The sequence below is a fragment of the Thermus caldilimi genome (assembly GCF_004684245.1).
GTDB classification, from domain to species: domain Bacteria; phylum Deinococcota; class Deinococci; order Deinococcales; family Thermaceae; genus Thermus; species Thermus caldilimi.
This window is the reverse complement of record NZ_CP038452.1, coordinates 1,397,965-1,422,425: the sequence shown is the minus strand read 5'-3', so window position 1 is coordinate 1,422,425 and position 24,461 is coordinate 1,397,965. Positions and strand designations below refer to the sequence as shown.

The window sequence follows — 24,461 nt, the reverse complement described above, 5'->3', positions numbered from 1 at the left end:
AAGCGGGGTGGGCTTGCCCCACCCCGCCTTCCCTTTAGTGTACCACAGGGGGTATAGTGATGGGGTTATGCGCACGTTCGCGGGCCTGGTGCTTCGGGGGCTGGGCTGGCGGTACCACATGCCCCCTTCCCCCAGTAAGAAGTACGTGCTCATCGGAGCTCCTCACACCACAAACTGGGACTTTTTTGTGGGTATTCTGGCCCTTTGGGCCTTGGGCATTCGGGCGCGGTGGTTGGGGAAAAAAGAGCTTTTCCGGCCCCCCTTGGGCTGGCTCTTAAAATTGCTTGGGGGTATCCCTGTGGATCGCTCCCGCCGGAACAACCTGGTGGACAGCGTGGCGGAGGTTTTCCAGCGGGAGGAGGAGATGGCCATCCTCATCACCCCGGAGGGTACTCGGGGGAAGGCACCGTACTGGCGGAGCGGCTTTTACTACATGGCCCTGAAGGCTCGGGTGCCCATTGCCCTCGGCTACGTGGACTTCCGCAAAAAGGAGGTGGGGATCGGGGGTTACCTCTGGCCTACCGGAAACATCAAGCAGGATTTTGAGGTCATCCGGGCCTTTTACCAGGATAAGGTGGGTCTGAGGCCCGAGAGGCAAGGTCCCATCCGCATCCGCGAGGAGGTGGCCTAGGCAGAAGCCAGCCCCTGGCCTATCTTCTTGATAAACTTGCTTTATGGAACAACCCACCCCTTTGACGGATGCGGACCGGACCTGGGCGGCGGTGGCCCACCTGGCTCCCCTAGTGGGGTACTTCATCCTTATAGGTCAGATCCTTCTGCCCGTGGTCATCCTGCTTTGGGGTCCGAAAAGCGCTTTCGTCCAGGTCCACGCCAAGGAGTCCTTAAACGGCCAGATCAGCTATACCCTCTACGGCTTGGCCCTCCTTCTTCTGGCGATGACCGTGGTGGGGTTGGTGGTGGCGGTTCCCCTGGCGTTTGCCTTGGTGGTCCTGGTCCTTTGGAACATGATCCAGGGAGCCCTGGCAGCCGGCAGGGGAGGGACCTATGCCTATGTCCTTATCCTGCGCCTGGTTCCCTAGCTTCCAGGATCACCACCGCCAGGGCGTGGTTTTTCTCGTGACTTAGGGAGAGGTGGGCGAAAAGGTTTTCCGCCTCGAGGCGGGCCCTTACCTTTGGGGCAAAGCGCAAGACCGGCTTCCTCCCCTCCATCCCCACCCAGACTTCCTTCCAGGAAAGGTTTTCGGGCCAGCATTTCTGGAAGGCTTCCTTGGCGGCGATCCGGGCGGCGAGGCTTGGGGCAGGGTCCTGGTGGCGGAGGGCGTAGGTTAACTCCTCCTCGGTGAAAAGCCTTTTGAGGGCCTTTTCCCCGTGCTTTTGGAGGAGCCTTCGCACCCGGCGGATGTCTACCAAGTCGGTACCGATGGCTTGAATCATGGGTGAGGTTCTGGGCTTTTCCCCGCCATGGCCGGGAGCGGTCCTTCCCGGTATCCCAGGCGCTTCTTCCCCTTGAGGGCCAGGTAAGCCCTGGGGGTAAGCTTTTCCGCCGCAGGATCCATAGGGCCATTTTAGCCCGCCTTCTTGAGCTAGAGGTTTTTTCGTGTTAGGGTACTCGGGTGTTGCCCAAGGCCTTCCTCTCCCGCATGGCGGAGCTTTTGGGGGAGGAGTTTTCCCTTTTCCTCAGATCCCTTACGGAAGGGGAAAGGAGCTATGGCCTTAGGGTGAACACCCTGAAGATAACGCCGGAAGACTTTGCCAGGATCGCTCCCTGGCCCTTGAGGCCCATCCCGTGGTGCCCGGAAGGGTTCTACTACCCAAAGGAGGCCCGGCCGGGGCCCCACCCCTTCTTCTACGCCGGGCTTTACTACATTCAGGAGCCAAGCGCCCAGGCGGTAGGGGTGCTATTGGACCCTCAACCTGGAGAGCGGGTTTTGGACCTGGCGGCGGCCCCCGGGGGAAAGACCACCCACCTCCTGGCCCGCATGAGGGGGAGGGGTCTTCTTTTGGCCAACGAGGTGGACGGCAAGAGGATCCGGGGCCTTTTGGAAAACGTGGAGCGCTGGGGGGGCAGGCTCGCCGTGGTGCAGGCCCCGCCCCGATCTCTTGCGGAGGCCTTTGGCCCCTACTTTCACCGGGTTCTTCTGGACGCTCCCTGCTCCGGGGAGGGAATGTTCCGCAAGGATCCCGAGGCCATCCGCCACTGGGGTCCTGGGGCCCCCAGGCGGGCTTCCGAGGTGCAAAAGGGGCTTCTCTCCCAGGCGGCCAGGCTTGTGGGGCCGGGAGGGGTTTTGGTCTACTCCACCTGTACCTTCGCCCCGGAGGAGAACGAGGGGGTGGTGGCTCACTTCCTAAGGGAGCATCCGGGGTTCCACCTGGAGGATGCCCGCTACCATCCCCTGTTTGCTCCCGGGGTGCCGGAGTGGGGGGACGGAAACCCTGAGCTTTCCAAGACCGCCCGCCTCTGGCCTCACCGCCTCGAGGGGAGGGGCACTTCCTGGCTCGCTTCCGCAAGGAGGGAGGGGCTTGGGGCACACCGCCCAAAGAGCGCATCCCTCCCTTGAGCCAGGAAGCCCGGAGGGCCCTTGGGAGATTTCTGGAGGATACGGGCCTGGATCTGGAAGGGCCCATCTGGGAGCGCTCAGGGAACCTTTACCTGGTCCCGGAGGAACTCCCTTCCTTGGCTGGCCTCAAGGCTCCCGCCCCGGGGCTTTACCTGGGCCGGGTGCAGAAGGGCCGTTTCCGCCCCGCCAAGGCCCTGGCCTTCGGGGCTACTCTTCCCTGGCCTCACCTTCCCGAGGTGGCCTTGGTTCCGGAAGACCCTCGGTCCTTAGCCCTAACCACCGGCGAGGGAGTGGCCTGGGAAGGAGAGGACATCCCCTTGGCCCTGGTGGTCCTCAAAACGGAGGTGGGGAGGTTTCCCTTAGCCTTCGGCAAGGCCAAGGCGGGGGTGCTCCGCTCGGTGGGGGTGGGGCTTTAGGCCTTATGGGGTGGAAGCGCCCAGTATGGATGTCCGGTAAGGAGCCTCAACCTTTAAAAAGGGCAAGCCCCTCGAGGACCTCCCGCCAACGGCCGAAGGCCTCCCTTAGGGTTGCTTCCGGAAGGGGCTTTACCGTGAGGATCCCCAGGCCCAGGGGCACCACCCAGTGGAGGCTTTCGGAAACTTTCTTTTTGTCCCGGAGGAGGTAGGGGAGGAGGTCCTCCCAGGAAACCCGGGGGAGGGAAGGGGGAGAAAGCCACTTTAGGAGGCGGAGGATCAGGGGGGTGAGGTCCTCCCCCCTCAAGAGTTTGCCCAGGAGGGTGGCGTAGAGGAGACCGTAGGCCACCGCTGCCCCGTGGGGCAGGGCGTGGTGGGTGTAGGCCTCCAGGGCGTGCCCCAGGGTGTGGCCCAGGTTTAATAGCCTCCTTTCCCCCTTTTCCGTAGGATCCTGCTCGGTGATCCTCACCTTCACCGCCACCGCCTGGGTCAGATAGGCCTCGAGGCGGGGGCTTTCCGGCGTGAGGCCCTCCACCTCTAAAAGCCCCTCCTCCCCGGAGATGATCCCGTGCTTGAAGGCTTCCACCAGGCCCTCTTTGAAGGTGAAGGGAGGGAGGGTTCTGAGGGCCTTTAGCTCCGCGTACACCCCTTGGGGAAAGTGGAAGGCTCCCACCAGGTTTTTCCCCTCCGGGAGGTTGATGCCGGTCTTGCCCCCCACGCTGGCGTCCACCACGCTTAAGGTGGTGGTGGGGAAGGAGAGGTAGGGGATTCCCCGGAGGTAGGTGGCGGCCACAAACCCCCCCAGGTCGGTGAGGGTCCCTCCCCCCATCACCAGCAAGGTGGTGTTCCGGGGTAGGCCCTTCTCCGCCAGGAAGGAGAGGACCCGGCCGTAAGCGGCCAGGGTCTTGGCTCCCTCGCCCCCTTGCAGACCCAGCTGGTGTTGAACCCCAAGGTGCTCTGCCAGCTTCAGGGCGAAACCTTCCACCCGCTGGTCGTAAAGAAGGGCCGAAGGACCTTCGGGGGTTCGGACCTCCTCGAGCACGCCTTCTCCGATCAATATGGGGTAGGAAACAGGATTACGGACGGTTAGCCTTCGCATAGCTCCAAAGCTTCTCCACGATCTCCTCCACCACCTCCTCCACCTTCCGGTTGTCGGTGGAAACGTGCACGTGGGCCTCCCGGTAGATGGGGGTGCGGGCCTCGAGAAGGGTCCTTATCCTCTCCAGGGGATTTTCCACCTGCAAAAGGGGCCTTTCCCCGGGCTTGCGGATGGCTCGTTCCAGGATGGTTTCCGGGCTGGCCCAGAGGGCCACCACCGGGCCCCTGGCCAGAAGCTTCTTGCGGTTTTCCGGGTCCATGAAGGTGCCCCCGCCCAAGGATAGAACCAGGTACTCCTTGCCGAGAAGCTCCTGCACCGCCTCCCGCTCCATCTGCCGGAAGGCTTCTTCCCCCAGGTGGCGGAAGATATCGGGGATGGATAACCCTGTGCGCCTTTCTATATAGCGGTCTAGGTCGATGAAGTGGAGCATAAGAGCGCGGGCCAGCTCCCGACCGATGCGGCTTTTCCCCACCCCCATGAAGCCGGTGAGGCTGATGAAGGTGGCGGGGCGGGGAATCTCCAAGCGGGTCATGGAGCCATCCTACGCCTAATAGCTTTGGACCCGGGCCCGGTAGCGCTCCACCCGCTCCTGGAGCTCCTCGAGGGTGTCCCCCCCGAACTTCTCCAGGTAGGCCTGGGCCAGGACGATGGCGGAAAGGGCGCAGAGGATCACGCTGGCGGCGGGCACAGCGGTGACGTCGGAGCGCTCCCTGGCGGCATCTTTGGGCTCGTGGGTGACCACGTCCACGGTGGGGAGGGGTTTCATCAGGGTGGCGATGGGCTTCAAGGCAGCCCGGAGGATGAGTTCCTCCCCGGTGGTCATGCCCCCCTCGAGGCCTCCCGCCCGGTTGGTGGTGCGGTAGAACCCCTTCTCCGGGCCCCAGTAGATGGGGTCGTGAACCTCCGAGCCCCGCTTCATGGCGTTTTCAAAGGCGGGGCCGATTTCCATCCCCTTCACCGCGGGAATGGAAAGGGCCATCTGGGCCAGACGGCCATCCAGCTTGCGGTCCCAGTGCACGTGGCTTCCCAGGCCCGGCACCAGGCCGCGGAAGCGGGCCTCGATCACCCCGCCTAGGGTGTCCCCTTCCGCCTTGGACCGGTCTATGCGGCGGATAACCTCGGCCTCGGCCTCAGGATCGGTCATGCGCAAGGGGCTTTCCTCTATGCGGGGTACCAGGTCCCAGGAGAAGGGAACCTGGGCCCACACCCCCGCCATACCCGGCACGTACCCTGTTCCCTCAACTCCAAGAAGGCTCAAGAACTTCAAGGCCACCGCTCCCACCGCCACCCGCATGGCGGTCTCCCGGGCGCTGGCCCGTTCCAGCACGTCCCTTAGGTCCTTGTGGCCGTACTTGATGCCCCCCGAAAGGTCGGCGTGGCCGGGGCGGGCGGCGGTGAGGGCCTTCTTACGGGGTTCGTTCCCCGGGGCAGGGTCCATGATCTCCACCCAGTTCCGGTGGTCGGCGTTCCGGATGGCCAGGGCCACCGGGGCTCCCGTGGTACGCCCCGCTCTGACGCCAGCGCGGAACTCCACCCGGTCGGTCTCGATGACCATGCGCCTTCCCCGGCCATAGCCCTTCTGACGCCGTTCCAGCCAGGGGTTGATGTCCTCTTCGGTGAGGGGGATACCGGCGGGCAGGCCCTCAATGATGGCGAGAAGCTCGGGGCCATGGGACTCGCCTGCGGTCAGGAACCTCATGGGCCTATTGTAGGGCAAGGGGCCTGGGATAGACCCAAGCCAGGGGATCAGCAAAGCCCAGCTTGCAGGCTTGCCTCCCCTGGCTGGAAGGGGCAAAGGAGCTTAGCGGCTTGCGGTTTCCTTCAAGATGTCGGCGGTGATGACCACCAGAAGCTCCCGGTCGGTAGTTTCCTGGGTGCGTTGTTTGAAGAGTTCCCCGATCAAGGGGATGTCCATGAGGAGGGGGACTCCCTGTTGCACCTGGTTGTTTTCCTGGGAGGTGAGGCCCCCCAGGACCACGGTCTGGCCGTCCCGCACCCTCAGGGTGGTGGTCACCACCTGCTTGGTGAAGCGGTCCACGTCCCCGTCCACGGGGTTGCGCTGGACGTTGCCGGAAACCTCCGCCTTGATGTTGAGGAGGATCTGCCCGTCGGCGGTGATCTGGGGGGTCACCTCCACGATGAGGCCGATGTCGAAGGGCACCCGCTCCACCGCCCCGGTGGAGGGGTTGATGCGCCGGATGAGGAAGGTTTCCCCGGACTGGAGGCGGGCAGTCTGGTTGTTGAGCACGGTTTGGTTCACATCCCTAAGGGCTCGGGAAAGGCCCTGGCGCTGGAGGGCCTCGAGGGTGGCCAGGATGTTCAGGGCGGCAAGGCTACGGGTGCTGTCGAAGATGAGGGAAAGCCCCGAATCCAGGACGCTGGCCGCCACGTTCCCCCCGGCGATGGTGTTCCACTTGAGGCCCAGGTTGCGGGTGAAGTTGGACTGCACCTCCTGGATCCGCACCCTCAGGTTCACCTGGGGCACCGCCTGGTCCAGCCTGGGGATGAGGCCCTCCACCAGGCTCAAGTCCTCCTGGGTACCGGTGACGATCAGGGTGTTGGTGCGCTCGTCCGCCACCACCGTGGCCTGGCGGACGGGGGCTTGGGGCTGGACCTGGCCCTGGGGAGCCTGGGCCTGCCGGGCTTGCAAGGCCTCCTGGAGCACCTTGGCCAGGTCGGCGGCTTTGGCGTTGGAGAGCTGGTAGGAGCGCTGGAAGACAGGTGGCCCCTGCTCGGGAGCCCGGTCGATCTGGGCCAGGAGGTTCTCTACTTCCGAAAGCTGTTTCTCCGTTCCCCGCACGGAGAGGACGGGTTGCCCGGGCACCGTCTGCACCACAATTCCCGGCACCTCCCGGGCCAGGAAGGGAGCTACCTTTTCAGCATCGGCGAAGCGCAAGGGGTAGAGCCTGCGCACCATGGCCTCCTGGGTGGGCGGGGCCACCTGGGGAGGCACATCGGCAGCCTTGAGGACCTCGGCGAAGAAGGCCTGGTCGGCTTCGGTAGCCTCCAGAAGAAGGGCTTTGGGGTTACCCGGGACACCTTCCAGGCGGGCCCCTTTCAACTCCCTTTCCAGGACGGGTTTAAGCCTTTCCTGGGCTTCCTGGAAGGTGAGGTTTTGCAAGGTGTAGACCCGGCGCACCACGGGGGTGGGCTTGGGCACATCGGCCACCTTTAGGAGTTCGGCGATGCGGGCGTGGTCCTCCTCGGTGGCGGTGATGAGGGCCCGTTTGGGGTCGGTGGGAACCACGGCCACCTGGGCGTTCGGAACCTGGGTTTGCAGAAAGGAAAGCACCTCGGGGAAGGTGGTGTGGGTGAGGATATAGCTCCGCTCCACCTTTGGTTTGGGTAAGGTGAGGGCGGGTAGGGGGCGGAAGTCAATCCCAGCCCGCTGAAGGATGTCCGAGAAGCGAACGTGCTGTTCTGGGGTGGCCAGGACAGAGAGTAGGGCCCTGAGTTTGCCCCCTTCCTCTACGACAATCCAGTTCACGCTAAGCCCGCTGGCTTCCCGGGAAAGGAAGGGCAGGAGATCGTTTTGCACCCAGCCCTTGGCCCCGTCTATGTTCACCACGGTGCGGGCTTGGCCCTGGGCGTCGGTTTCCGTGCGCCGGTAGGCGATCTCGGGGATGGCCACCAGGTAGGGCTTCCGCTCCATGGCCCCGGTGCGGCTTGGAGCGTCTACCAAGGCGGTGATCACCTGGGTGGGGGCCACCACCACCACGTCGGGAGGCAGGAGGAGGTAGTCCAGGTTGAACTGGGTGCCGTAAGTGGCGAAGAGGAGGTCCCAGACCTCCCGGAAGGGTTTGCCCTGGAAGTCCAGCTTGATGTTGGGTAAAGGGGGCTGGGCCTTGGCTGGGTCGCCGGAGGCATCGTAGGCCCGGTAGATAAGGGGCTGAAGGCCCACGCTCCGGGCCAGGGCTTCCAGGACCACGTCCAGGGGCAGGGTAAACCCGGCCCGCACCTGGCTTTCGGATACCTTCAGGTCCACCTTGGCGTCAAAGCGGGGTTCCTGGGGAAGGCTTCCCGCCAGAGCCCCCATGCCCAGGATCAAAAGGCCGGGGATCATAAGTTTCATAAGTGCCTTTCTCACTGACCACCTCCTGCTTGCATCTTTTCTAAAGCAATCTCCAAGCTTTCATCCTTCAAGGCCAGCACCACCCGGTCGCTTTCTATGCGGCGGAGGACTGCTTCGCTACCTGGAAGAAGGCTGCCCACGGGCAGTACCAGGTACCCTTCCTTGGTTTCCAAGATAGCCACGCTCACCGGGCCCAAAAGCGTACCCGCCAGCTTGATGCCTTTCTCCTCCACCAGGGCTTGCAAGGGGGTTTTGGGGGAAGCGGTGGGGGAAGGCGCAGGCTCGGTCTTTCCCCCCTCTGGGGTTTGGGGTGCCCTGGGTAAAGGAGCCTCCACGAGGCCAGCGGGTGGGGTGAGGAGAGGTGGGGTTTCCACCTGGGCTTTGGGGGTTTCCACCTGGAAAGCGGGGGTAAGCACCTTGGGAGCGGGCAGGGCTCCCTGGCTTCCCGGGAGAGGCCGGGGTGGAGCTTGAACGCTGGGGGTGGGCAGGGGTGTTCCCTGGGTTACCCGGACTGGGGCCCCTGGGGGTACGGGAGTGGGCCTAGGTGCCGGGGCAGGGGAGGGCACGGGGGGAGAAGGTGGGGCTTCCACCACCAGGGGCACAAAGGGGTTTGGAAGGGGGGCCTCTTGTTGGGTTTTGGGGATGGGCAAGGCTGGGGTCAAGATGGGCTCGCCTGCCTTAGGGGCGGCCTGGGAAGGAGAAGCCTCGGGGCTAAGCTTCGCCATTTGACCCGGTGGAGGGGTTTCGGCGAGGGGTGGGATGGGTGGAGCTTCTATGGCCTTGGGGGCTTCCGCTCCCTGGCTGGGCACCTGAGGTTGGCCGGGGGTGGGTTGCACCTCCATGGGCACCTGGGCCGGGAGGTAGAAACCCACATACCAAATCGCCACGGCGCTCACCAGGAGAAGGCCCGCCAGGAGGAGCTTGGTGGACTGGGGTAGGTTGCGCCAAGCCGTGGCCAGGCGCGCTAGAAGACCTTTCACCGACCACCTCCTTGACCGGTTTGCGGGGATGGAGCCCCCTGTGCCTGGGGGTTTTCCTGGGGTTGGCCGAGGTCCTTGGCCAGCATGTAGAGGGTAAGGGTCAAGCTGGTGGAAAGAAGGGGATTCAAGTCCTGGCCCTGGACGCTGAGGTTGAGCCCGGAAAGGGAGCTGAAACGGGAAAGTCCTTCCAGGCGCTTCAGGTAGGCATAGGTTTCGGGGAAGGGCGCCTCGAGGGAAAGGGCCAGGTTCACCGCTCGTACCTCCGGTACCGGAGCCGAGGTGGGGGAGCGGGTGAAGGAGCGCACCGTGACCCCGCTCCTTAGGGCTTCGGTCAGGATCTCGTTCAGAACCTGGGAAAGCCGTTCCTCCTTGGGAAGCGCCCTCAGAAAGGCTTGGCGCTCGGCTTGCAGCTCAGCGATGGTGGCCCGGAGTTCTGGAAGGGCGCGCTGGGCTTGCCTTCCTTTATCCCGCTCGGGGATAAGGGCGCCTATCTCCTGGCGCACGCTTTCCGTTTCCTGACGCATGGGGACGATGAGGAGAAAGTACCAGAGGAGGGCCACCACCAAGGTGAGGGCGATGGCGATCAGGGCCCACTCCCGCTGTCCCAATCTAGCGAGCACTTTCCCCACCTCCCACCAGGCCCACCCGGGCGCTAAAGGTGTAAAGCCCCCGGTTCTGGTCCAGGGAAGCCCCCTGGAACTCTATGCCGAATCGGGGCGAGGTTTCAAAAGCCCGCACGAAGCCCACCAGGGCGTTTTGGTTCAGGGCTTCCCCCTGCACGGTGAACTCCACCTGGACCTTTTTGCCGTCATAGGTCCCGGCTTGAGCCATCCGGTTGGCCTCGTCCTCGGGAATGGCCCGGGTACCCACGGAGCGCAGGGCCACGGGGAGGCGTCCGCCTTGCTGAGGGATTTGCCGGATAAAGGCCGCCAGGTACTCGGACCAGGGGACAAAGTTCTTCTTAAGGCCTTCCCGGATGGCGAGGAGGGCCTCGAGGGCCTTCCTCTCCTGCTGGAGGCGGTTTTGTTCGGCGATGAAGGGTTTTAAGGCCTCCACCTCCGCTTTCAGGGCATCCCTTTCCTGCTTGGCCAGGGTAAGTTCGGTGTAGGCGGTGTAGTGGAGAAAGCCCAAAAGGGAAAGGGTCAGCAGGGCAAAGGCCCCCGCTGCCAGACGCCACCAACCCGGTTCAATACGGCGGCGCAGGTTTTTGGGGAGAAGGTTAAGCCTAATCAAGGGGCATCACCCCCCGTAAGGCCAGGCCCACGGGCACCAGGAACTCCGGTTCCATCTCCTTTATCTTTTCCAGGTCGAAGCGTCTGGGATCCACCTGGATGCCCTGCCAGGGGTCGGGGACGGTGAAGTCGACCCCCAGGGTATCGGTAAGCAGGGTGGACAGGCCTCTAAGCCGGCTTCCCCCGCCATAGAGGTACCCTACCTCCGGCTGTATGTCCCCAGTTGCACCCGGAAAAACTCCAGGCTCCGGCGGATCTCCTGGGTGAGTTCCACCAGAACGGGGCGGATGGCGTCGTAGATTTTGGCGGGGCTGTAGCGTTCCCTTTCGGCGTCAAAGTCCAGAAGGAGCTCCTCGTCCTCGGTGGGGATGGTGGCGAGGCCATACGTGCGCTTCACCTCCTCGGCCGTGAGGAAATCCAGGCCGAAGCTCTTGCCGATGGCCTCGGTGAAGTCTTTGCCGGAGAGGGTGAGGATCCGCACCGCCAAGGGGCGGTTTCCCTTAAGGAGGACCAGACTGGTGCTTTCCGCCCCGATCTCCACCGCCACGGAAATCCCCTCCGGGTCGCTACTGAGCTGGGCTTCCAGGGGATAAAGCCCGGCAAAGGGTTTGACATCCAAAATGATGGGGGTCAGGCCTGCTCCCCGCAGGGCTTCCAGCAAAGAGGCCACCGCTTCCTGCCGGGCTGCCCCCACCATCACCTCCACCTGTTCCCCCTCAGCTACCTCGGCCAGGGGATCTAAGGGGGCGAAGTCCAGGACCACCTCGTCAACGGGGAAGGGGATGTAGCGCTCCGCTTCCCAGCGAACCGCCTCCTCCATCTCCTTGAGGGGCATCTTGGGCACCTGAAGGGTGCGCAGGATCACGCTGGGGTTGGGCACGGCGGTGACCACGTAGCGCTTTTTGGTCCGGGCTTCGGTGAGAAGTTCCTTGAGTTCCTGAGCCAGGGCCTGGGGCTCGGCGATCACCCCTTCCACCAGCATTCCCGGGGGAGTGGGCCGGGTGGCCAGGGTCCTGAGGGCGGGAGGATTTCCGGAGAGCTCCACCAGCTTTAGATTGGCGGCGCCGATCTCCAGGCCCAGCGCCTCCACGCGGGGTTTGAATAGCTTGCTAAAACCTGAAAGCACGTTGCCTCCTTAACACAAAGCGGGGTAGCCGCCATAAGCCATAAGCGAACCTGCCTGCAGTATACACGCTCTTGCCCGTAGTGGGGAAGGGGAGCTTCCGGCCTTTTCGCCTTGGGTTATACCCGAGGACCTTAAGAAAGACGACCCCCTCGAGGCCCTTCCCTCGAGGGGCACACAGGCGGAAGCCTCAGAGGGCCTTGAGCATATCCACCACCGCCTTGGCGAAGCTTTCCGTGGTGGCGGTTCCCCCCAGGTCCGGGGTGCGGGGGCCCCTTTCCAATACCAGGTCCACGGCCTTCTCCACCTTCTTGGCGGCTTCCTTCTCCCCCAGGTACTCCAGCATCATGGCCGCAGAGAGGATGGTGGCGGTGGGGTTGGCGATCCCCTGGCCGGCGATATCGGGGGCGGAACCGTGCACGGGCTCAAAGACCGCCGTGGTGTCCCCGATGTTGGCGGAAGGCGCCAGGCCCAAGCCCCCCACCAAGCCAGCGGCGAGGTCGGAGAGGATGTCCCCCAGGAGGTTGGTGGTGACGATCACGTCAAAGCGCTCGGGGCGCATGACAAGCTGCATGGCGCAGTTGTCCACGATGATGTCCTGCACGTTCACCAGGGGGTAGTCCCTGGCCACCTCCCGCACCGTATCCAGGAAAAGCCCCTGGGTCACCGGAAGTACGTTGGCCTTGTGGGCGATGTGCAGGGTTTTGCGGGGACGGCTTTCCGCAATCTTCAAGGCCACGCGGCCGATGCGCTCGCTGGCCTTTTTGGAGATCACCGCGTCCGCTATGGCCACATCCAGGTAGCGCCGCTCCTGCTCCACGTAAAGCCCCTCGGTGTTCTCCCGCACGATGATGAGGTCCACCCCGCTCCGGCTTCCTGGAATGGGGCGGCTTTTGGCAGGGCGCACGTTGGCGTAGAGGTCCAGCCTGCGCCTGAGGTAGCGGATGGCCCCGAAGAAGCCCGGCACCTTCCTTGTGGGGCTGGTGGCCGCCCCGAAGAGGGTAGCCTGGCAGGAAAGGATTTTTTCCACGGTTTCCTCGGGCACGGAAACCCCTCTTCGCTCGAAGGTTTCCCAGCCCGCTTCGGCCTCCACGAACTCCAGGGGAAGCCCGGTAGCCTCCAGGACCTTCCTGGCCGCAGGGATCACCTCGTGGCCGATGCCGTCCCCTTCAATCAAGCAGATGCGATACGCCATATTGCCTCCGGACTTAGGGGTAAGCCCCCTCCTTGGGAATATACACTACACCGGGCCGAGGGGGTGCCGGGCTCAGGTGCGAAGGGCAAGGAGAAGAAAGACCAGCAGGAGGAAGGCCAGCACCCTGAGGCCTGCCTGGCGCCTGGGGAGCCGCCTTCCTCCTGCCCTCAAGGCTCCTTCCACCACCACCCCGGCGATTCCCGCCAGGATGAAGAGGTCTCCCGGGCTCGCCGCCTTGCGCAAGGGGGGAAGGGGGATGACATCCCCCAGGAAGGGGAGGCGGGTGGACTCGTCCAAAAGGCTATGCACCGCATCGCCCCTGGTTTTTAAAAGCTCCTCCCAGCCCTCAATGCCTGCCTTTTTCAAGGTACCCAGGCTCACCGGCATGTGGCCCCCGTTGGCAAAGATGACCAGGGTGTTCAGAAGAAGGCCGAAAAGCACCAGGTAGAGGCTTTTCAGGTGCTGGTTCCGGTAAAGCCCATAGCCCACCAGGGCCAGCACCAGGAGCTTGGCCAGAGGCCCGGCCCACTCGGGCTGGAAGAGGCCCCGGTAGGTGCCGTAGGCCAGACCCCCTTCCGCCAAGGCGGCCAGGAGAAAGGCCCAGGAGGCCCTTAGCTCGATTCCTCCGAGGTCCTTTGCCCTGGCTCCGAGGGCGAGGGCGAGTCCGATTCCAAATAGAGCTGCGGCAAGGTAAAGCGTGATACCGATCCCTCCTTTGCCTGTAGGTAGGCTTCCCGGTCGCGCCACAGGGGGTTGGTGTGCCAAAGCTCCGTGAAGAGCTTGACCAGCTTGGGATCAAACTGGATGCCGGAAAGGTCCTGGATTTCCCGCAAGGCCTCCTCGGAGGATTTGGCCTTGCGGTAGGGGCGGCCTGCGGTCATGGCCTCGTAGGCGTCGGCCAGGCCCACGATACGGGCCTCTTCGGGGATCTCGTGCCCGGCAAGCTCCTTGGGGTAACCGCGGCCGTCCCAGCGCTCGTGGTGGTGGAGGATCACGTTGTAGACCAGGGGGCCGAAGGCCACCTTCTCCGCGGGTTTCAGGAGTTGGGCGCCCAGGGTGGTGTGGCTCTGGACGATCCGGTACTCCCTTGGCGTGAGCTTGTCGGGCTTGAGGAGGAGGGCTTCCGGGATGCCGATCTTGCCGATGTCGTGCAGGCGAGCCGCCCGGTAGATCTCCATGGCCCTGGCCTCGTCCCCGTAGTAGGCCCGGGCCAGGTCGGCGGCGATGTCCGCCACCCGCTCGGAGTGCATGCGGGTTTCCGGTTCCTTGGCCTCGAGGGCGTGCATGAGGACCTCTAAGGTGGCGTCGAAGGCCTGCTCGAGGCGCACCTTCTCGTCCCAGTAGTAGCGGCTGTAGTAGAGGGGAATGAGGAAGAGGAGGACCGTCCAACCCCCCCAGTTGGCCATGAGGGGGGTCTCGTAGGCCCGGGCCAGGAGGAGGGCGATGGGGGAGAGGAGGAAGTAGCTGGTGGCAAGCCAGCCATAGTTCTTTTTCCAGATCTTCCGCAAGGGGGTCCCGCTGGCCAGGTGGATGATGAGGGTGACCAAGCCGGTGTTGATGGCGAAAAAGACCACCGCGGCCAGGCCGATGCCCACCCCGGCGCTGAGGTTGAGGCTGCCTAGGTAAAGGGGGTTGCTCTGGAAAAACTGCCAGACCCAGGCGGCGGCCAGGGTGGCCAGGGCGTCCTGGGAGCGGTTGAAGAGCTGTTTGTACCAGGTATTGCCGCTGTATTGAAAGAGGAAGACCCATAGGGGGGCAAGCCAGGGGGGAGCGAGGATCACCAAGGCCAAGGCAAAGAGAAAGAGGTGGCTCATGCTGGCGTTCAAGGGAAGGCGGATCTCCACCCGCACGCTCCAGAAGATCAGGGCCGCCCAGAAGAGGAGGTCCAACCCGCTTAGGTTCTCTGGGGGAAACTGAAACCCCTGGCGTAGGAAGAGGTAGCCTTCCAGGAGCCAAAAGGCGGCGAAGACGGCCAGGATGAAGGCGAGGACCCGGGGGGGAGGGAGTTCCAAGTTGCGGAGCTTTTGGAGCATCCTGGCCTAAGGATAGCACAAGGCCCTCTTCCCGGGGGCAAAAGAAAAAACGGCCCTTTTATGGCCGTTTTACTGCCAGTGCGTGCTCGCCCCAGCCGCCAGTCCCAAAGCCACCAGAGAGCCGAGAAGCGCCAGAACCTTAGCGATCAGCTTCTTCATCTTCATCCCTCCTTTTCTTCCGCCTCCGGGGGTTCGGCCCCGTTTGCTTGTCTTTCACTTTAGGGGGGTCTGTCAATACTGTCAAGAGGGAAAGAATAGGTATCAGAACGGTGAAAATCGCCATTACCCTAACAATTTTTGGGAGTGAGTCAGATTTATACTACCCAGCTTAGCACATCCCTGGCCAGCTGGGTAGTACCCTGTTGGAGAGGGGGAACCTTCCGGGTTTGGGGGAATGCCCGTCAGAAAATAAAGGGAGCCGCGGGGCAGGGATGCCCGGCGCGGCTTGCCCAATACAGCCTTTTGAATTTACCCCGTAAATTCACCGGCAATACCTTAAGAATGAATGCCTTCAGCGCCGAAAATCTCTATCCTGAATACCCACCCGGAATCCCAGAGGAGAGGTTTGCTTCAGGTTCCCACCCCCTTCAGGGGTAGTGTAGCAAAAATGGCGATCCTAGATTAAGGAAAAGAAAAACCGCCCTCCATGTGAGGGCAGTTCCGCTTTCCCACTGGTGCCGAGGGGCGGAATCGAACCGCCGACACTGCGATTTTCAGTCGCATGCTCTACCAACTGAGCTACCTCGGCCTGGCGGCCCCGACGGGACTCGAACCCGCGATCTCCCACGTGACAGGCGGGTGTGTTAACCAACTACACCACGGGGCCTTGGGTTGTTGCCGGGTCGGGGGCGTCCGACCGGGCACTTAGGATGATAGCCGGGGGAAAGGGCGGTGTCAAGCTTAAGCTGGAGCGAGGTTTTCGCCTACCACCGGACCCGGAAGGGGATTGGGCGGCAAAGCCTCTTGGTGGACCGGGGGGAGTCGGGGTACCGGAATGTTTTCTTGCCCGATGGCCGCATCCTCTACCAGGGGGAGGGCAAGCGGGGAAACCAGGAGCCCCTTAGGGGAAACCTCCGGCTTCTTTTGGCCCAACAGGCGGGAACCCCCTTAAGGGTTTTCCTCCGGGAGCGGTCCGGCCTCTGGCGGGACCTGGGGTGCTACCGGGTGGAGGGGCACCGGTACGCCCTTTTACCTGAGGAAGGACGGTGGGTGTACTGGTTCACCCTTGTCCCAGATGAATGCGGAGAAGCCCTTTAAGGGTTAGGTCCTCGTCCACCACGTCAAAGGAGGGGCAAAGGTCTTTAAGGGTTTCCGCAAAGCCCCCGGTGGCGATCACCAGGGCTTCCCCGGCTTCCTCTTTAAAGCGGCGCACCATGCCCTCCACCAAGGCGGCGTACCCCAGGACCAGGCCCGAGCGCAGGGCGTCCAGGGTGTTTTTGCCCACCACCTGGGCGGGGGGGACCAGGTCTATGCGGGGGAGCTTGGCGGTTCTGGCGGCCAGGGCGTCGGCGGCGGTCTGGGGGCCGATGGTGATGGCCCCGCCCAGGTAGCGGCCCGGGGCCTCCACCAGGTCAAAGGTGGTGGCGGTGCCGAAGTCCACCACGATGTAGCGGCCCGTGGGGCTTTCGTAGCCCAAGGCCCCCACCGCGTTCACCAGGCGGTCGGTACCGGCTTCCTTAGGGTTGTCTATGCACACCTCGAGCCCTGTGGCCCCGGCATCCACCACCTGGGCTTGGATGCCGAAGAGCTTCTCTATGGCCTCCTTCACCTCCCTTTCCACGGGGGGCACCACGCTGGAGAGGAGGGCGGCTTTGGGAGGGGGAAGGTCCTCGAGGGCGAAGAGGTTGCGTAGCATCACCCGGTACTCGCTTTCCATGCGCATCCGATCGGTGTGGATGCGGAAATGGGCGATGAGGTCGTCTCCGGAAAAAACCCCCAAGACCGTGGAGGTGTTGCCGATGTCTATGGCCAGGAGCATGGCGCTTAGCCTTGGCTTTCTTGGCCTTCTTCCCAGGGCTCCAGCACCACCTTGACGGTGATTTCGGCGTTGAGATTGGCGGAGGCGGAGCAGTACTTGGTGTGGGAGAGGTGGGCGGCGCGCTCGAGGGCCTCCAGGGTCACGTTGGGCCCTGAGGCGATGTGGGTGACGGTGATGTGGGTGTAACGCTTGGGATGGGTCTCCGCCCGCACTCCCTCCACCTCCACCCGGTAGCGGGCCAGGGGCTGCTTTTTCTTCTTCATGATGTCCACCACGTCGTAGGCGGTGCAGGCCCCTAAGGCCATGAGGAGAAGTTCCATGGGGCGGGGGCCGGTGGCGGGCTGATCCCCGTCGATCATCACCTTGTCCCCTTGCTCGTTCATTCCCAGGAAGCGGTGGCCTACCAGATGGTGGATCACGACCTTCTTCGTCATGAGCCGGATTTTATCAGGCTTTAACCTTTCCCGCTAGAATGGGCGTAGATGCGGGTATTTCTTTTGGTTGGCGTCTGGCTATGGAGCCTGGCTTTAGCTTTTCCCCGCATAGGGGTGCACGAGGGCTTCACCCGCTTGGTCTTTGATCTGCCCTCTAAAGAGGTACAGCACACGCTTTCCCAGGAGAATGGCCTGCTGGTCCTGATCCTGAAGGGGGTAAAGGCAGCTCCCTTGGATCAGGTGGTGAACTCTTCCGAGGTGGCCTCGGTGCAGACGGTGCCCGAGGAGGGGCAGGTACGGGTTTTGGTGCGCTTGAAGGGGGCAGTGGAGGCCACGGTGCGCCGCTATTCCGACCCGGAGCGGTTGGTGGTGGACCTGAGCTTGAAAAAGGAGGCCTCCACCCCGGCCAAGCCGGCCCAGGCAAACGTGGACCCACCCCGCAGCCGTCCGCCCAAGCCTCCCAAGCCCGTGGTTCTCCTGGACCCCGGCCACGGGGGGGTGGACCCGGGGATGGTGGGGTACGTGGTGGAAAAGGAGGTGGTCCTGGACGTGGCCCTGCGCCTTAAGCGCCTTCTGGAGAAGGAGGGGATAGAGGTGCGCCTTACCCGGGACCGGGACATGCACCTCTCCCCCGATAAGCGGGAGGATCTCTCCCGAAGGGCGGCCTTGGCCGATAGCTCTCAGGTGAACCTTTTTATCTCCATTCACGTGAACGCTACCCCCACCCGCACTGCCCAGGGCCTCGAGGTCTTCTACTTCGGCCAGGCCCAGAGCTCAGGGGTTCTGGCCCAGGTGATCCGGGAAAACGGCGGGGGGGAGCTGGGGCAACGCCTTACCCAGGAGGCCCGTACTGTGGCGGAGAGGATCCTCTTTGACATCGTGGCCCAGGCCAACCAGCGCTATAGCCAGCGCCTGGCGGAGACCCTGGGGAGGAAGCTTTCCCAGGCCACGGGAAGCCCCTTCCGTGGGAGTTTCCCCGGCGATTTCTTCGTGCTCCGCTACGCCAAGGTGCCCGCGGTCTTGGTGGAGATCGGCTTCGGGGACCACCCGGTGGAGGGAAGGCGGCTGGCCGACCCCGCTTACCGGGAAAAGGTAGCCCAGGGGCTTCTTTCGGGCATCCTCACCTTTTTGGCCAACGGGGCCTATGCCCGCTGAGGGCTAAGGAGGGGGAAGGGAACGCTCAGTCCGGCTTGGAATCGGGGCCAGGAGGGCAGGTTTTGAGCCTTAAGGTGGGTTCGGGGTTCCAGGCCACAGGTTTCCAGGTTAGGAAGAGGGCGCGGGGCCTAGCCCTGAAGGGCAACCAGGGAAGCCGTAGCACCTCGAGGCGGTAAGCCAGGGGTCTACCCACCTGTTCCTCCAGGTTCAGGACCAAACCCTCTCCCTGGAAAAGGGAACGGTAGGAGTACCCGTAGGCAAAAGGGGGATCCAGGGCGCGCAGGGAGGCCATGGGACCGCCTGCGTACCGGGCTCCTTGTGGGCCGATCCAAAGGCCCTCCAAAATCCCGTCCACCTCCGCTTCCCCCACCAGGAAGGCCCCGCGCCAGGCCCTGAAGTAGTCAAAACCGGGGCGGCGAAGAAGCCGGGCCTTTCCCTGGCTAAGGCCCAGCCAGTCCAAAAGGAGGCCCTCGGAATCCCCCTTTACCTCCAGCCGGCCCACCGCCCCCCTTCCTCCTAGGAAGCGGAGGTAGTCGTTTTCCGGCCAGCCGCTACGGTACCCGTAGGCCCAAGGCTGCCCGGGGCCGGTCACCGGAAGGCCCAGAAGGAAGCCGTCAAACCCTCCCGCCCCCTCCACCCGGCCCACCAGGAAAAGAACGCCCTGCCGGTACAGGCCCCCATAGGCGTACCCCTGGCCGGGCAGGGGAAGGCGGAAGGCCCTTTCCCCAAGCAGGTCTAGCACCAAAGCCTCCCAGCCCCCAGGGCCCATATACCCTCCCCAGGCGAATCGGCCGTCCGTGCCCCAGAGGATACCCTGGCCCCCCGCCTCGGCCCAAAGGGGCTTCCCCTTGGGGTCCAGCCCCACCCGGAGGAGGCTCTTTCCCAGGTGGCCCACAGCCAGGAACCCCTCGGGTGTACGGGCGAGCCCATAGAGGGCGGAGTCCTTCTCCGCCAGGGTGTGGGCTCCCTCCTGGGTCACCACCAGGGCTTGGTGGCCCCCCTCCACCAGGAACCGCCCCACCGCCATCTCCCCCAGCCCTGCGAAAAGGGCGGAGCCCAGAAGGGTGGAGAGGATCCAGCAGGAAGCCATTTCAGGGGAAGGGAAACCCCTCGAGGGCCTCCCTTGCCGAGGGGAAGCGTTCCTTGGGGGATTTGGCCAGGAGGCGCTCCAGATAGGCCCGCTGCGGAGGGGCTAGGCCGGGGACAGGGGGAACGGGTTCCTGGAGGTGGCCGAGGAGGACCTCCTCCGGCCCACCCACAAAGGGGTGTTCCCCGGAGAGGATCCAGTAGAGGATGATGCCTGCGGCGTAAACATCCGCCTCGGGGCCCGGGCTTTGCCCCAGGACCTGTTCGGGGGCCAGGTAGGGAAGGGTACCCACTCTTAAGGGTTTCTTGAAGGCCTCCAGGGCCGGCCCCGAGAGGTCAAAGTCCACCAGCTTGGCCTCGTCCGTCCCTGCCACGATGATGTTCTCCGGCTTCACGTCCCGGTGCACCAGGCCCTTGCCGTGCATGTGGGCCAGGGCCAGGAGGAGCTGGCGGAAGACGTAGAGGGCCCTAGGGCGCTCGGGGCGGCGCAGGATCCAGCGCCCCATCTCCTCCCCAGGGGCGTAGGCCAGGAGGAGGGCGGGGCCTTCCTCGAGGTCCAGGCTCTCCAGAACCGGGTTCAGGTTGGGGTGGGAAAGCTGCCTACCCACCCAGAACTCCCGGTTCCGCCTGGCCTCGGACCCCATGGGGAAGACCTTGAGGGCGTAAGGGGTGCCGAAGCGGTCGAAGGCCAGGTAGACGGTGGCCAAGGCGCCCTGGCCCAAGGGGCGCACCACCCGGTATCGGTTCAGAAGAACCTTCCCCGCCAGGCTCACCGCCTCCACTATATAAAGCCCTCACCTCTTTCACCCAGAAGCCGTTAGGATTCTTGGCGTGCGTGGCTTGGCGCTTTCCGGTGGGGGGGCCAGGGGGCTGGCCCACATTGGGGCCCTCGAGGTCTTCCTGGAGGCAGGGCTGGATTTCCAGGTGGTGGCGGGGACCAGCATGGGGGCCATCGTGGGAGCGCTTTTCGCCGCGGGCAAAACCCCGGAGGAGATGCTGGCCTTAGCCCGGCGTACTCCTTGGCTTGGCCTTTTGGGTTTCTCCCCCCGGGAGGGGATCTTTTCCCGGCGCAAGCTTCGGGACTTCCTGGCCGAGCACCTTCCCCCAAGCTTTGACGGGCTGAAAAAGCCCCTGGCGGTCACCGCCGTGGACGTGGTTTCCGGGAGGCTTCTCTTTCTTACCCATGGGGATCTGCCCAGCGCCGTCCTGGCTTCCGCCGCTTACCCGGGGCTTCTTGCCCCGGTGGAGCGGGAGGGAAAACTCCTCTTTGATGGGGGGGTCTTGGACAACCTGCCGGTGGATGCCGCCCGTCTTTTGGGGGCCACGGAGGTCTGGGCCGTGGATGTAACGCCGGAGCGGGAGGTGGCAGGGGCTCCCAGGGGCCTTCTGGCCCTGGCCCGGCGGGCGGTGGACCTCATGCAGCTCCACCTGACCTCGGTCCGCCTCGCCCTGTATGCCCCTGAGGTGTACGTGAGGCCCAATCTGGCTGGGGTGGGCATAGAGGACTTCCGCCGGCTGGAGGAGATTGTGGAAGCAGGGCGCAAGGCGGCAAGGCAAGCGATAACGGGTAGAGTAGGAGGAGTATGAAGGCGTTTTGGGACTATCTTTTCAAGGAGTGGTTCCGCCAGGTGGGAGAAGCCCTCCTGGTGGCGTTTTTGGTCACCACCTTTGTCTTCACCACCGTGGGGGTGGTGGGGCAGAGCATGTTTCCCACCCTGCAAAACGGGGAACGGGTCCTGGTGCCCAAGTGGGAAACCTGGTTGGTGCGCTTTGGTCTGATGGAGTGGCGAAGGGGGGAGATCGCCATCCTGAAACCTCCGGAGGGCACCCCAAACGCCACCGCCCGCTTTCCCATCCTGGGATTTAGCTTCAGGGCCTTCTTCATCAAGCGCATCGTGGCGGTGCCTGGGGACGAGGTCTATGTGGAGCGGGGGGTGGTGTACATCAACGGCAAGCCCCTGGACGAGAGGCACATCACCGACCGCATCGCCCCCTGGCCGGACTCCTTTCCCGGGGTCTGCTACAAGGACGGGCGCATGACCCGGATCCTCACCCAGCAAGGGGATTTCCCCGTGGAGCTTCTGCCCGCTTACCTGAAGCCTCTAAAAGAGATGCTTCTGCCCCCTTCCCAGGAGGTCCTGGCCCGAAGCCGCCTCACCGAGGCCTGCGAGGTGGGGAAAATCCGCCTCAAGAAGGGGTACTACTTCGTCATGGGGGATAACCGTACCCTGGGGGGTTCTGAGGACTCCCGCACCTTTGGCCCGGTGCCCCAGGAAGCCATCGCCGGCAGGGCCAGCTTCGTGTGGTGGCCCATCTTCGTACGGGACGAAGGGGGGATTCGCCTGAACCTGAGGAGGCTTTCCCCACCCCCCGCCTACCAGGTGCCCTGAAGCACAGCCACCACCAACCGGCCGGGGCCGTGTACCCCTTTGACCATCACCTGGCCGATGTCGGCGCTTTTGGAGGGGCCCGAGTGAAGGCCTATGGCGCTGGGAAGGGATTTCAGGTCTAAGAAGGCCTCGAGGAGACTGGGGTAGACCCTTTTTTCCTCCACCAGGACCAGGTGAACGGGGGGTAAGAGCTGGGTCCTCCTCCCGTCCTCCGAGGAGAGGGCCACCGTCCCCGTTTCCGCCACGGCGAAGAGGGCTCGGGAAACCCCTAGGGGGGCCTCTTCGGGAGGGAGCTCCGGCAGGAGGCGGAGGGCGTCGGGCACTCCTTTGCCGTAAGCGGCCCCAGGAAGCCCCTGGGCCAGGTCGGCAAGGAGCTTCCTGGCCCCTTCCTTATCCACGAGGTGGCCTTCGGCCCCGTTTTCCGCCAGGCGTTTTAGGAAAAGCTCCATGGTATCTTGGGAAAAGGCGGGGTGGGGGTGTTCGGGGAGAAGGGCCTTGGGCCTGTCCTTGAGGGCATGCCGTATGCGGCTTAGGATGCGGGATTTGGCGTCCATGGCCTTACTCCTTGAGTTCCTGCCAAAGCTGGTGGAAGGGCTTAGGGCTGGGCTGTAAGGGGCCCCGTCCCTCGGTCCAGGCCTTAAGAAGGGGAAGGAGGTCTTGGGGCAGGGGGAAGCCCCTTAGGGCCTTGGAGAGGAGCCGGTACAGGCTTGGGCTTTGCATCACCTTGGCAAAGGCCTGCATAGCACCTTTTTCCCAGGTGGGGGCGAGGCCCCGTTCCACCGCCCGGTTTCGCCAGGCGAGGAGGAGCTTAGGGATGGGGATCTTCACCGGACAGGCTTCGTAGCAGGCTCCGCAGAGGGTGGAGGCGTAGGGAAGGGGGTAGGTGTCCTCGAGGCCCAGAAGCCCGGGGTCCAAAACCGCCCCGATGGGCCCCGAGTAGACGTAGCCGTAAGGGTGGCCTCCGGTCTGGCGGTAGACGGGGCAGGCGTTGAGGCAGGCCCCACAGCGGAGGCACCTTAGGACCTCCCAGGCCTCGGGGTCGTGGAGAAGGGCGGTGCGGCCGTGGTCCACCAGGACCACGTGGACCTCCTGAGGCCCCTCCTCTCCCTCCTTCGCCGGCCCTTGGATGAGGGAGACATAGGTGGAAAGCCGCTGCCCCGTGGCCGCCCGGGCGGTGAGGGGAAGGAAGAGGGCCAGGTCGGCGAAGCGGGGGAGGAGCTTTTCGATTCCCACGAAGGCCACGTGCACCCTGGGGAGGCTGGTGGAAAGGCGGATGTTCCCTTCGTTCTCCATGAGGGCCAGGGTGCCGGTTTCCGCCACCAGGAAGTTGGCCCCGCTGATGCCCAAGTCGGCGGTGAGGAAGGCTTCCCGCAAGACCTTCCTAGCCACGGCGGCCAGGGCCTCGGGGGAGGCGTCCAGGGGGGTGCCGAAGCGCTGGTGGAAAAGCCTTTGGATATCGGAAAGGGCCAGGTGGATGGCTGGGCCTACGATGTGGCTTGGGGGTTCCCCCAGGAGCTGGATCAAATATTCCCCGAGGTCGGTTTCGTACACCTCCACCCCCAGGGACTCCAGGAGGGGATTGACCCCAAGCTCCTCGGTGAGCATGCTCTTGGCCTTCACCGCCCGCTTCACCCCGTGGCGGGCCACGATCTCCCTCAGGATGCGGTGGGCTTCCTCGGGATCTTCCGCCCAGTGCACCTGGACGCCCTTTTCCTGAAGCCTCTTTTCCGCCAGCTCCAGGTAATGGTCCAGGTGGGTGAGGAGGTGGTCCTTGACCCTCCTGGCCCTTTCCCGCCAGGCCTCGGCGTCGATCTCCTGGTAGGCTCTCTTGCGGTTGGCCTCAAAGTGCAAGGTGGCTCCGGTGACCGCCTCCCGCACCCCAGGTTGTTCCCTTAAGAGCCTGGCGGCTTCCTTGGGATAGAGCTTGGCCTTAACCCGCATACGCCTCCCATAGAAGGGTGGCCAGGGGAACCACCCGCATGTTCCTTCCCTGCTTGCCCATGCGCCCGGTTAGGTGGAGGAGGCACCCGGCGTCCGTGGAGGTGAGGGCATCCGCCTTGGGCAGGGTGGAAATCTTGCGGTCGGCCATGGCCAGGGAGACCTCGGGAAGCTTCACCGAGAAGAGCCCCCCAAAGCCGCAGCACTCCTCCGCCGCCTCCCAGGGGAGGATCTCCGCCCCGCTGTTTTTCAGGAGCAAGAGGGGTTCCTCCTTGACCCCAAGCTCCCTTAAGGCGTGGCAGCCGTGGTGGTAGGCTATGGTTTTCCCCTGAAGCCCCTTCCCCAGCTCGGTCACCCCCAGCACCCGCACCAGGAACTGGGATAGCTCGTAGGTCTTCTCCGAAAGCCTAAGGGCCTCCCCGTCCCCGGGAAGGAGCTCGAGGTAGTGGTTTTTCACCATGCTGGCGCAGCTTCCTGAGGGCAGGACCACATACTCGGCATCCTGGAAGATGCCTAGGGTCCGCTGGGCCAGGTGCCGGGCCTCGTTCCAGTGGCCGGCGTTGAAGGCGGGCTGGCCGCAGCAGGTCTGCTCCTCGGGGAAGTCCACCTCCACCCCTAAAGCCCTCAGGAGGCGTACCGTGGCCACCCCCGCTTCCGCGTAGAACTGGTCGGCCAGGCAGGTGATGAAGAGGGCTACCCGCATTTGCCCCCATACTAACGGTTTGGCCGGGCCAGAGGGATGGATCCTCGGCGGGGTTGGGAAAAGCCGCCTTGACCCTACCCCCAGGGGGGTGTATAATCCGAGGAACGACGC

General features: G+C 64.2%; 25 protein-coding genes, 2 tRNA genes and 2 pseudogenes. 7 read left to right on the top strand and 22 right to left on the bottom strand.

From position 1 onward, the window contains the following. Positions 1 to 67: 67 nt before the first annotated feature. Together EBI04_RS07300 and EBI04_RS07295 are read left to right on the top strand one after the other, a co-directional pair. A complete protein-coding gene (locus EBI04_RS07300) occupies positions 68 to 631 on the top strand; it encodes a 1-acyl-sn-glycerol-3-phosphate acyltransferase (RefSeq protein ID WP_135256909.1) in 564 nt (187 codons plus the stop codon). Between the two features lie 43 nt (positions 632 to 674). Further along, positions 675 to 1,040 carry a DUF4870 domain-containing protein gene (locus tag EBI04_RS07295; RefSeq protein ID WP_135256908.1) on the top strand — a complete coding sequence of 122 codons (366 nt, stop codon included), beginning with the start codon at positions 675 to 677 and terminating at the stop codon, positions 1,038 to 1,040. On the opposite strand, the gene acpS is transcribed toward EBI04_RS07295, so the two are convergent. Both acpS and EBI04_RS13815 read right to left on the bottom strand, forming a co-directional pair. After that, complete coding sequence (gene acpS, locus EBI04_RS07290; RefSeq protein WP_135256907.1) at positions 1,018 to 1,395, bottom strand: holo-ACP synthase; 378 nt, start codon at positions 1,393 to 1,395, stop codon at positions 1,018 to 1,020. The two genes, EBI04_RS07295 and acpS, sit on opposite strands and share 23 nt — an antisense overlap. Further along, positions 1,392 to 1,517 carry a hypothetical protein gene (locus EBI04_RS13815; protein ID WP_276605478.1) on the bottom strand — a complete coding sequence of 42 codons (126 nt, stop codon included), beginning with the start codon at positions 1,515 to 1,517 and terminating at the stop codon, positions 1,392 to 1,394. The genes acpS and EBI04_RS13815 overlap by 4 nt, the downstream gene beginning before the upstream one ends. 57 nt (positions 1,518 to 1,574) lie before the next feature. On the opposite strand from EBI04_RS13815, the pseudogene rsmF reads away from it, so the two are divergent. Further along, positions 1,575 to 2,935: pseudogene (gene rsmF / locus EBI04_RS07285) on the top strand (16S rRNA (cytosine(1407)-C(5))-methyltransferase RsmF). A 46-nt stretch (positions 2,936 to 2,981) separates the two neighbouring features. Here rsmF and EBI04_RS07280 read toward each other — a convergent pair. The 13 genes and pseudogenes from EBI04_RS07280 to EBI04_RS07220 all read right to left on the bottom strand — a co-directional run bounded on the left by EBI04_RS07280 (position 2,982) and on the right by EBI04_RS07220 (position 15,492). Beyond that, complete coding sequence (locus tag EBI04_RS07280) at positions 2,982 to 4,031, bottom strand: 3-dehydroquinate synthase (RefSeq protein WP_135256906.1); 1,050 nt, start codon at positions 4,029 to 4,031, stop codon at positions 2,982 to 2,984. Then, positions 4,009 to 4,563 carry a shikimate kinase gene (locus EBI04_RS07275; RefSeq protein WP_135256905.1) on the bottom strand — a complete coding sequence of 185 codons (555 nt, stop codon included), beginning with the start codon at positions 4,561 to 4,563 and terminating at the stop codon, positions 4,009 to 4,011. Before EBI04_RS07275 ends, EBI04_RS07280 begins: the two co-directional genes overlap by 23 nt. A gap of 15 nt (positions 4,564 to 4,578) precedes the next feature. After that, positions 4,579 to 5,730, bottom strand: a complete 1,152-nt coding sequence (gene aroC / locus EBI04_RS07270; protein ID WP_135256904.1) for a chorismate synthase — start codon at positions 5,728 to 5,730, stop codon at positions 4,579 to 4,581. A gap of 102 nt (positions 5,731 to 5,832) precedes the next feature. Then, positions 5,833 to 8,103: a secretin GspD/PilQ domain-containing protein gene (locus EBI04_RS07265; protein ID WP_135256903.1), complete on the bottom strand. Its 2,271-nt coding sequence runs from the start codon at positions 8,101 to 8,103 to the stop codon at positions 5,833 to 5,835. An 11-nt stretch (positions 8,104 to 8,114) separates the two neighbouring features. Beyond that, positions 8,115 to 9,083, bottom strand: a complete 969-nt coding sequence (locus EBI04_RS07260) for a competence protein (protein WP_135256902.1) — start codon at positions 9,081 to 9,083, stop codon at positions 8,115 to 8,117. Next, the gene (locus tag EBI04_RS07255) at positions 9,080 to 9,703 is read right to left on the bottom strand and encodes a type IV pilus inner membrane component PilO (protein ID WP_135256901.1); all 624 of its coding nucleotides are present in this window, start codon (positions 9,701 to 9,703) and stop codon (positions 9,080 to 9,082) included. The genes EBI04_RS07260 and EBI04_RS07255 overlap by 4 nt, the downstream gene beginning before the upstream one ends. Continuing rightward, a complete protein-coding gene (locus EBI04_RS07250; RefSeq protein ID WP_135256900.1) occupies positions 9,693 to 10,316 on the bottom strand; it encodes a flagellar protein FliT in 624 nt (207 codons plus the stop codon). Before EBI04_RS07250 ends, EBI04_RS07255 begins: the two co-directional genes overlap by 11 nt. After that, positions 10,309 to 11,441: pseudogene (gene pilM, locus EBI04_RS07245) on the bottom strand (type IV pilus assembly protein PilM). The gene EBI04_RS07250 and the pseudogene pilM overlap by 8 nt, the downstream one beginning before the upstream one ends. Positions 11,442 to 11,628: 187 nt before the next feature. Beyond that, positions 11,629 to 12,633, bottom strand: coding sequence for a homoisocitrate dehydrogenase (locus tag EBI04_RS07240; RefSeq protein ID WP_135256899.1), 1,005 nt, complete (start codon positions 12,631 to 12,633; stop codon positions 11,629 to 11,631). A gap of 72 nt (positions 12,634 to 12,705) precedes the next feature. Then, the gene (locus tag EBI04_RS07235; RefSeq protein ID WP_240695260.1) at positions 12,706 to 13,215 is read right to left on the bottom strand and encodes a DUF5317 domain-containing protein; all 510 of its coding nucleotides are present in this window, start codon (positions 13,213 to 13,215) and stop codon (positions 12,706 to 12,708) included. Between the two features lie 29 nt (positions 13,216 to 13,244). Further along, complete coding sequence (locus EBI04_RS07230; RefSeq protein WP_135256898.1) at positions 13,245 to 14,666, bottom strand: HD-GYP domain-containing protein; 1,422 nt, start codon at positions 14,664 to 14,666, stop codon at positions 13,245 to 13,247. 672 nt (positions 14,667 to 15,338) lie between these two features. Next, positions 15,339 to 15,414: transfer RNA gene (locus EBI04_RS07225), tRNA-Phe, on the bottom strand. A gap of 1 nt (position 15,415) precedes the next feature. Continuing rightward, positions 15,416 to 15,492, bottom strand: a tRNA-Asp gene (locus EBI04_RS07220). 65 nt (positions 15,493 to 15,557) lie between these two features. Here EBI04_RS07220 and EBI04_RS07215 point away from each other — a divergent pair. After that, positions 15,558 to 15,923 carry an SRA domain-containing endonuclease gene (locus EBI04_RS07215; RefSeq protein WP_135256897.1) on the top strand — a complete coding sequence of 122 codons (366 nt, stop codon included), beginning with the start codon at positions 15,558 to 15,560 and terminating at the stop codon, positions 15,921 to 15,923. On the opposite strand, the gene EBI04_RS07210 is transcribed toward EBI04_RS07215, so the two are convergent. Then, a complete protein-coding gene (locus tag EBI04_RS07210; protein WP_135256896.1) occupies positions 15,886 to 16,644 on the bottom strand; it encodes a type III pantothenate kinase in 759 nt (252 codons plus the stop codon). The two genes, EBI04_RS07215 and EBI04_RS07210, sit on opposite strands and share 38 nt — an antisense overlap. A gap of 5 nt (positions 16,645 to 16,649) precedes the next feature. After that, entirely contained in the window at positions 16,650 to 17,078 is a 429-nt protein-coding gene (locus EBI04_RS07205; RefSeq protein ID WP_135256895.1) for an OsmC family protein, read from the bottom strand. Between the two features lie 48 nt (positions 17,079 to 17,126). Between EBI04_RS07205 and EBI04_RS07200 the strand changes: the two genes are divergently transcribed. Next, positions 17,127 to 18,233: an N-acetylmuramoyl-L-alanine amidase gene (locus tag EBI04_RS07200; protein ID WP_135256894.1), complete on the top strand. Its 1,107-nt coding sequence runs from the start codon at positions 17,127 to 17,129 to the stop codon at positions 18,231 to 18,233. 25 nt (positions 18,234 to 18,258) lie between these two features. Here the strand turns inward: EBI04_RS07200 and EBI04_RS07195 are convergent, their stop codons facing one another. Both EBI04_RS07195 and EBI04_RS07190 read right to left on the bottom strand, forming a co-directional pair. Next, a complete protein-coding gene (locus EBI04_RS07195; protein WP_135256893.1) occupies positions 18,259 to 19,323 on the bottom strand; it encodes a hypothetical protein in 1,065 nt (354 codons plus the stop codon). 1 nt (position 19,324) lies between these two features. Next, the gene (locus EBI04_RS07190) at positions 19,325 to 20,101 is read right to left on the bottom strand and encodes a serine/threonine-protein kinase (RefSeq protein ID WP_135256892.1); all 777 of its coding nucleotides are present in this window, start codon (positions 20,099 to 20,101) and stop codon (positions 19,325 to 19,327) included. A 49-nt stretch (positions 20,102 to 20,150) separates the two neighbouring features. Between EBI04_RS07190 and EBI04_RS07185 the strand changes: the two genes are divergently transcribed. Then, positions 20,151 to 20,906, top strand: coding sequence for a patatin-like phospholipase family protein (locus EBI04_RS07185; RefSeq protein WP_135256891.1), 756 nt, complete (start codon positions 20,151 to 20,153; stop codon positions 20,904 to 20,906). Next, complete coding sequence (gene lepB, locus EBI04_RS07180; protein WP_135256890.1) at positions 20,903 to 21,709, top strand: signal peptidase I; 807 nt, start codon at positions 20,903 to 20,905, stop codon at positions 21,707 to 21,709. The genes EBI04_RS07185 and lepB overlap by 4 nt, the downstream gene beginning before the upstream one ends. On the opposite strand, the gene EBI04_RS07175 is transcribed toward lepB, so the two are convergent. Genes EBI04_RS07175 through EBI04_RS07165 form a run of 3 tightly spaced genes read right to left on the bottom strand, consistent with a single transcriptional unit; the run spans position 21,694 to position 24,350 of the window. Further along, positions 21,694 to 22,263, bottom strand: coding sequence for a LutC/YkgG family protein (locus tag EBI04_RS07175; RefSeq protein WP_135256889.1), 570 nt, complete (start codon positions 22,261 to 22,263; stop codon positions 21,694 to 21,696). The two genes, lepB and EBI04_RS07175, sit on opposite strands and share 16 nt — an antisense overlap. Before the next feature lie 4 nt (positions 22,264 to 22,267). Continuing rightward, positions 22,268 to 23,650, bottom strand: a complete 1,383-nt coding sequence (locus tag EBI04_RS07170; protein WP_135256888.1) for a LutB/LldF family L-lactate oxidation iron-sulfur protein — start codon at positions 23,648 to 23,650, stop codon at positions 22,268 to 22,270. Continuing rightward, the gene (locus tag EBI04_RS07165) at positions 23,640 to 24,350 is read right to left on the bottom strand and encodes a (Fe-S)-binding protein (protein WP_038041499.1); all 711 of its coding nucleotides are present in this window, start codon (positions 24,348 to 24,350) and stop codon (positions 23,640 to 23,642) included. Before EBI04_RS07165 ends, EBI04_RS07170 begins: the two co-directional genes overlap by 11 nt. Positions 24,351 to 24,461 lie beyond the last annotated feature (111 nt).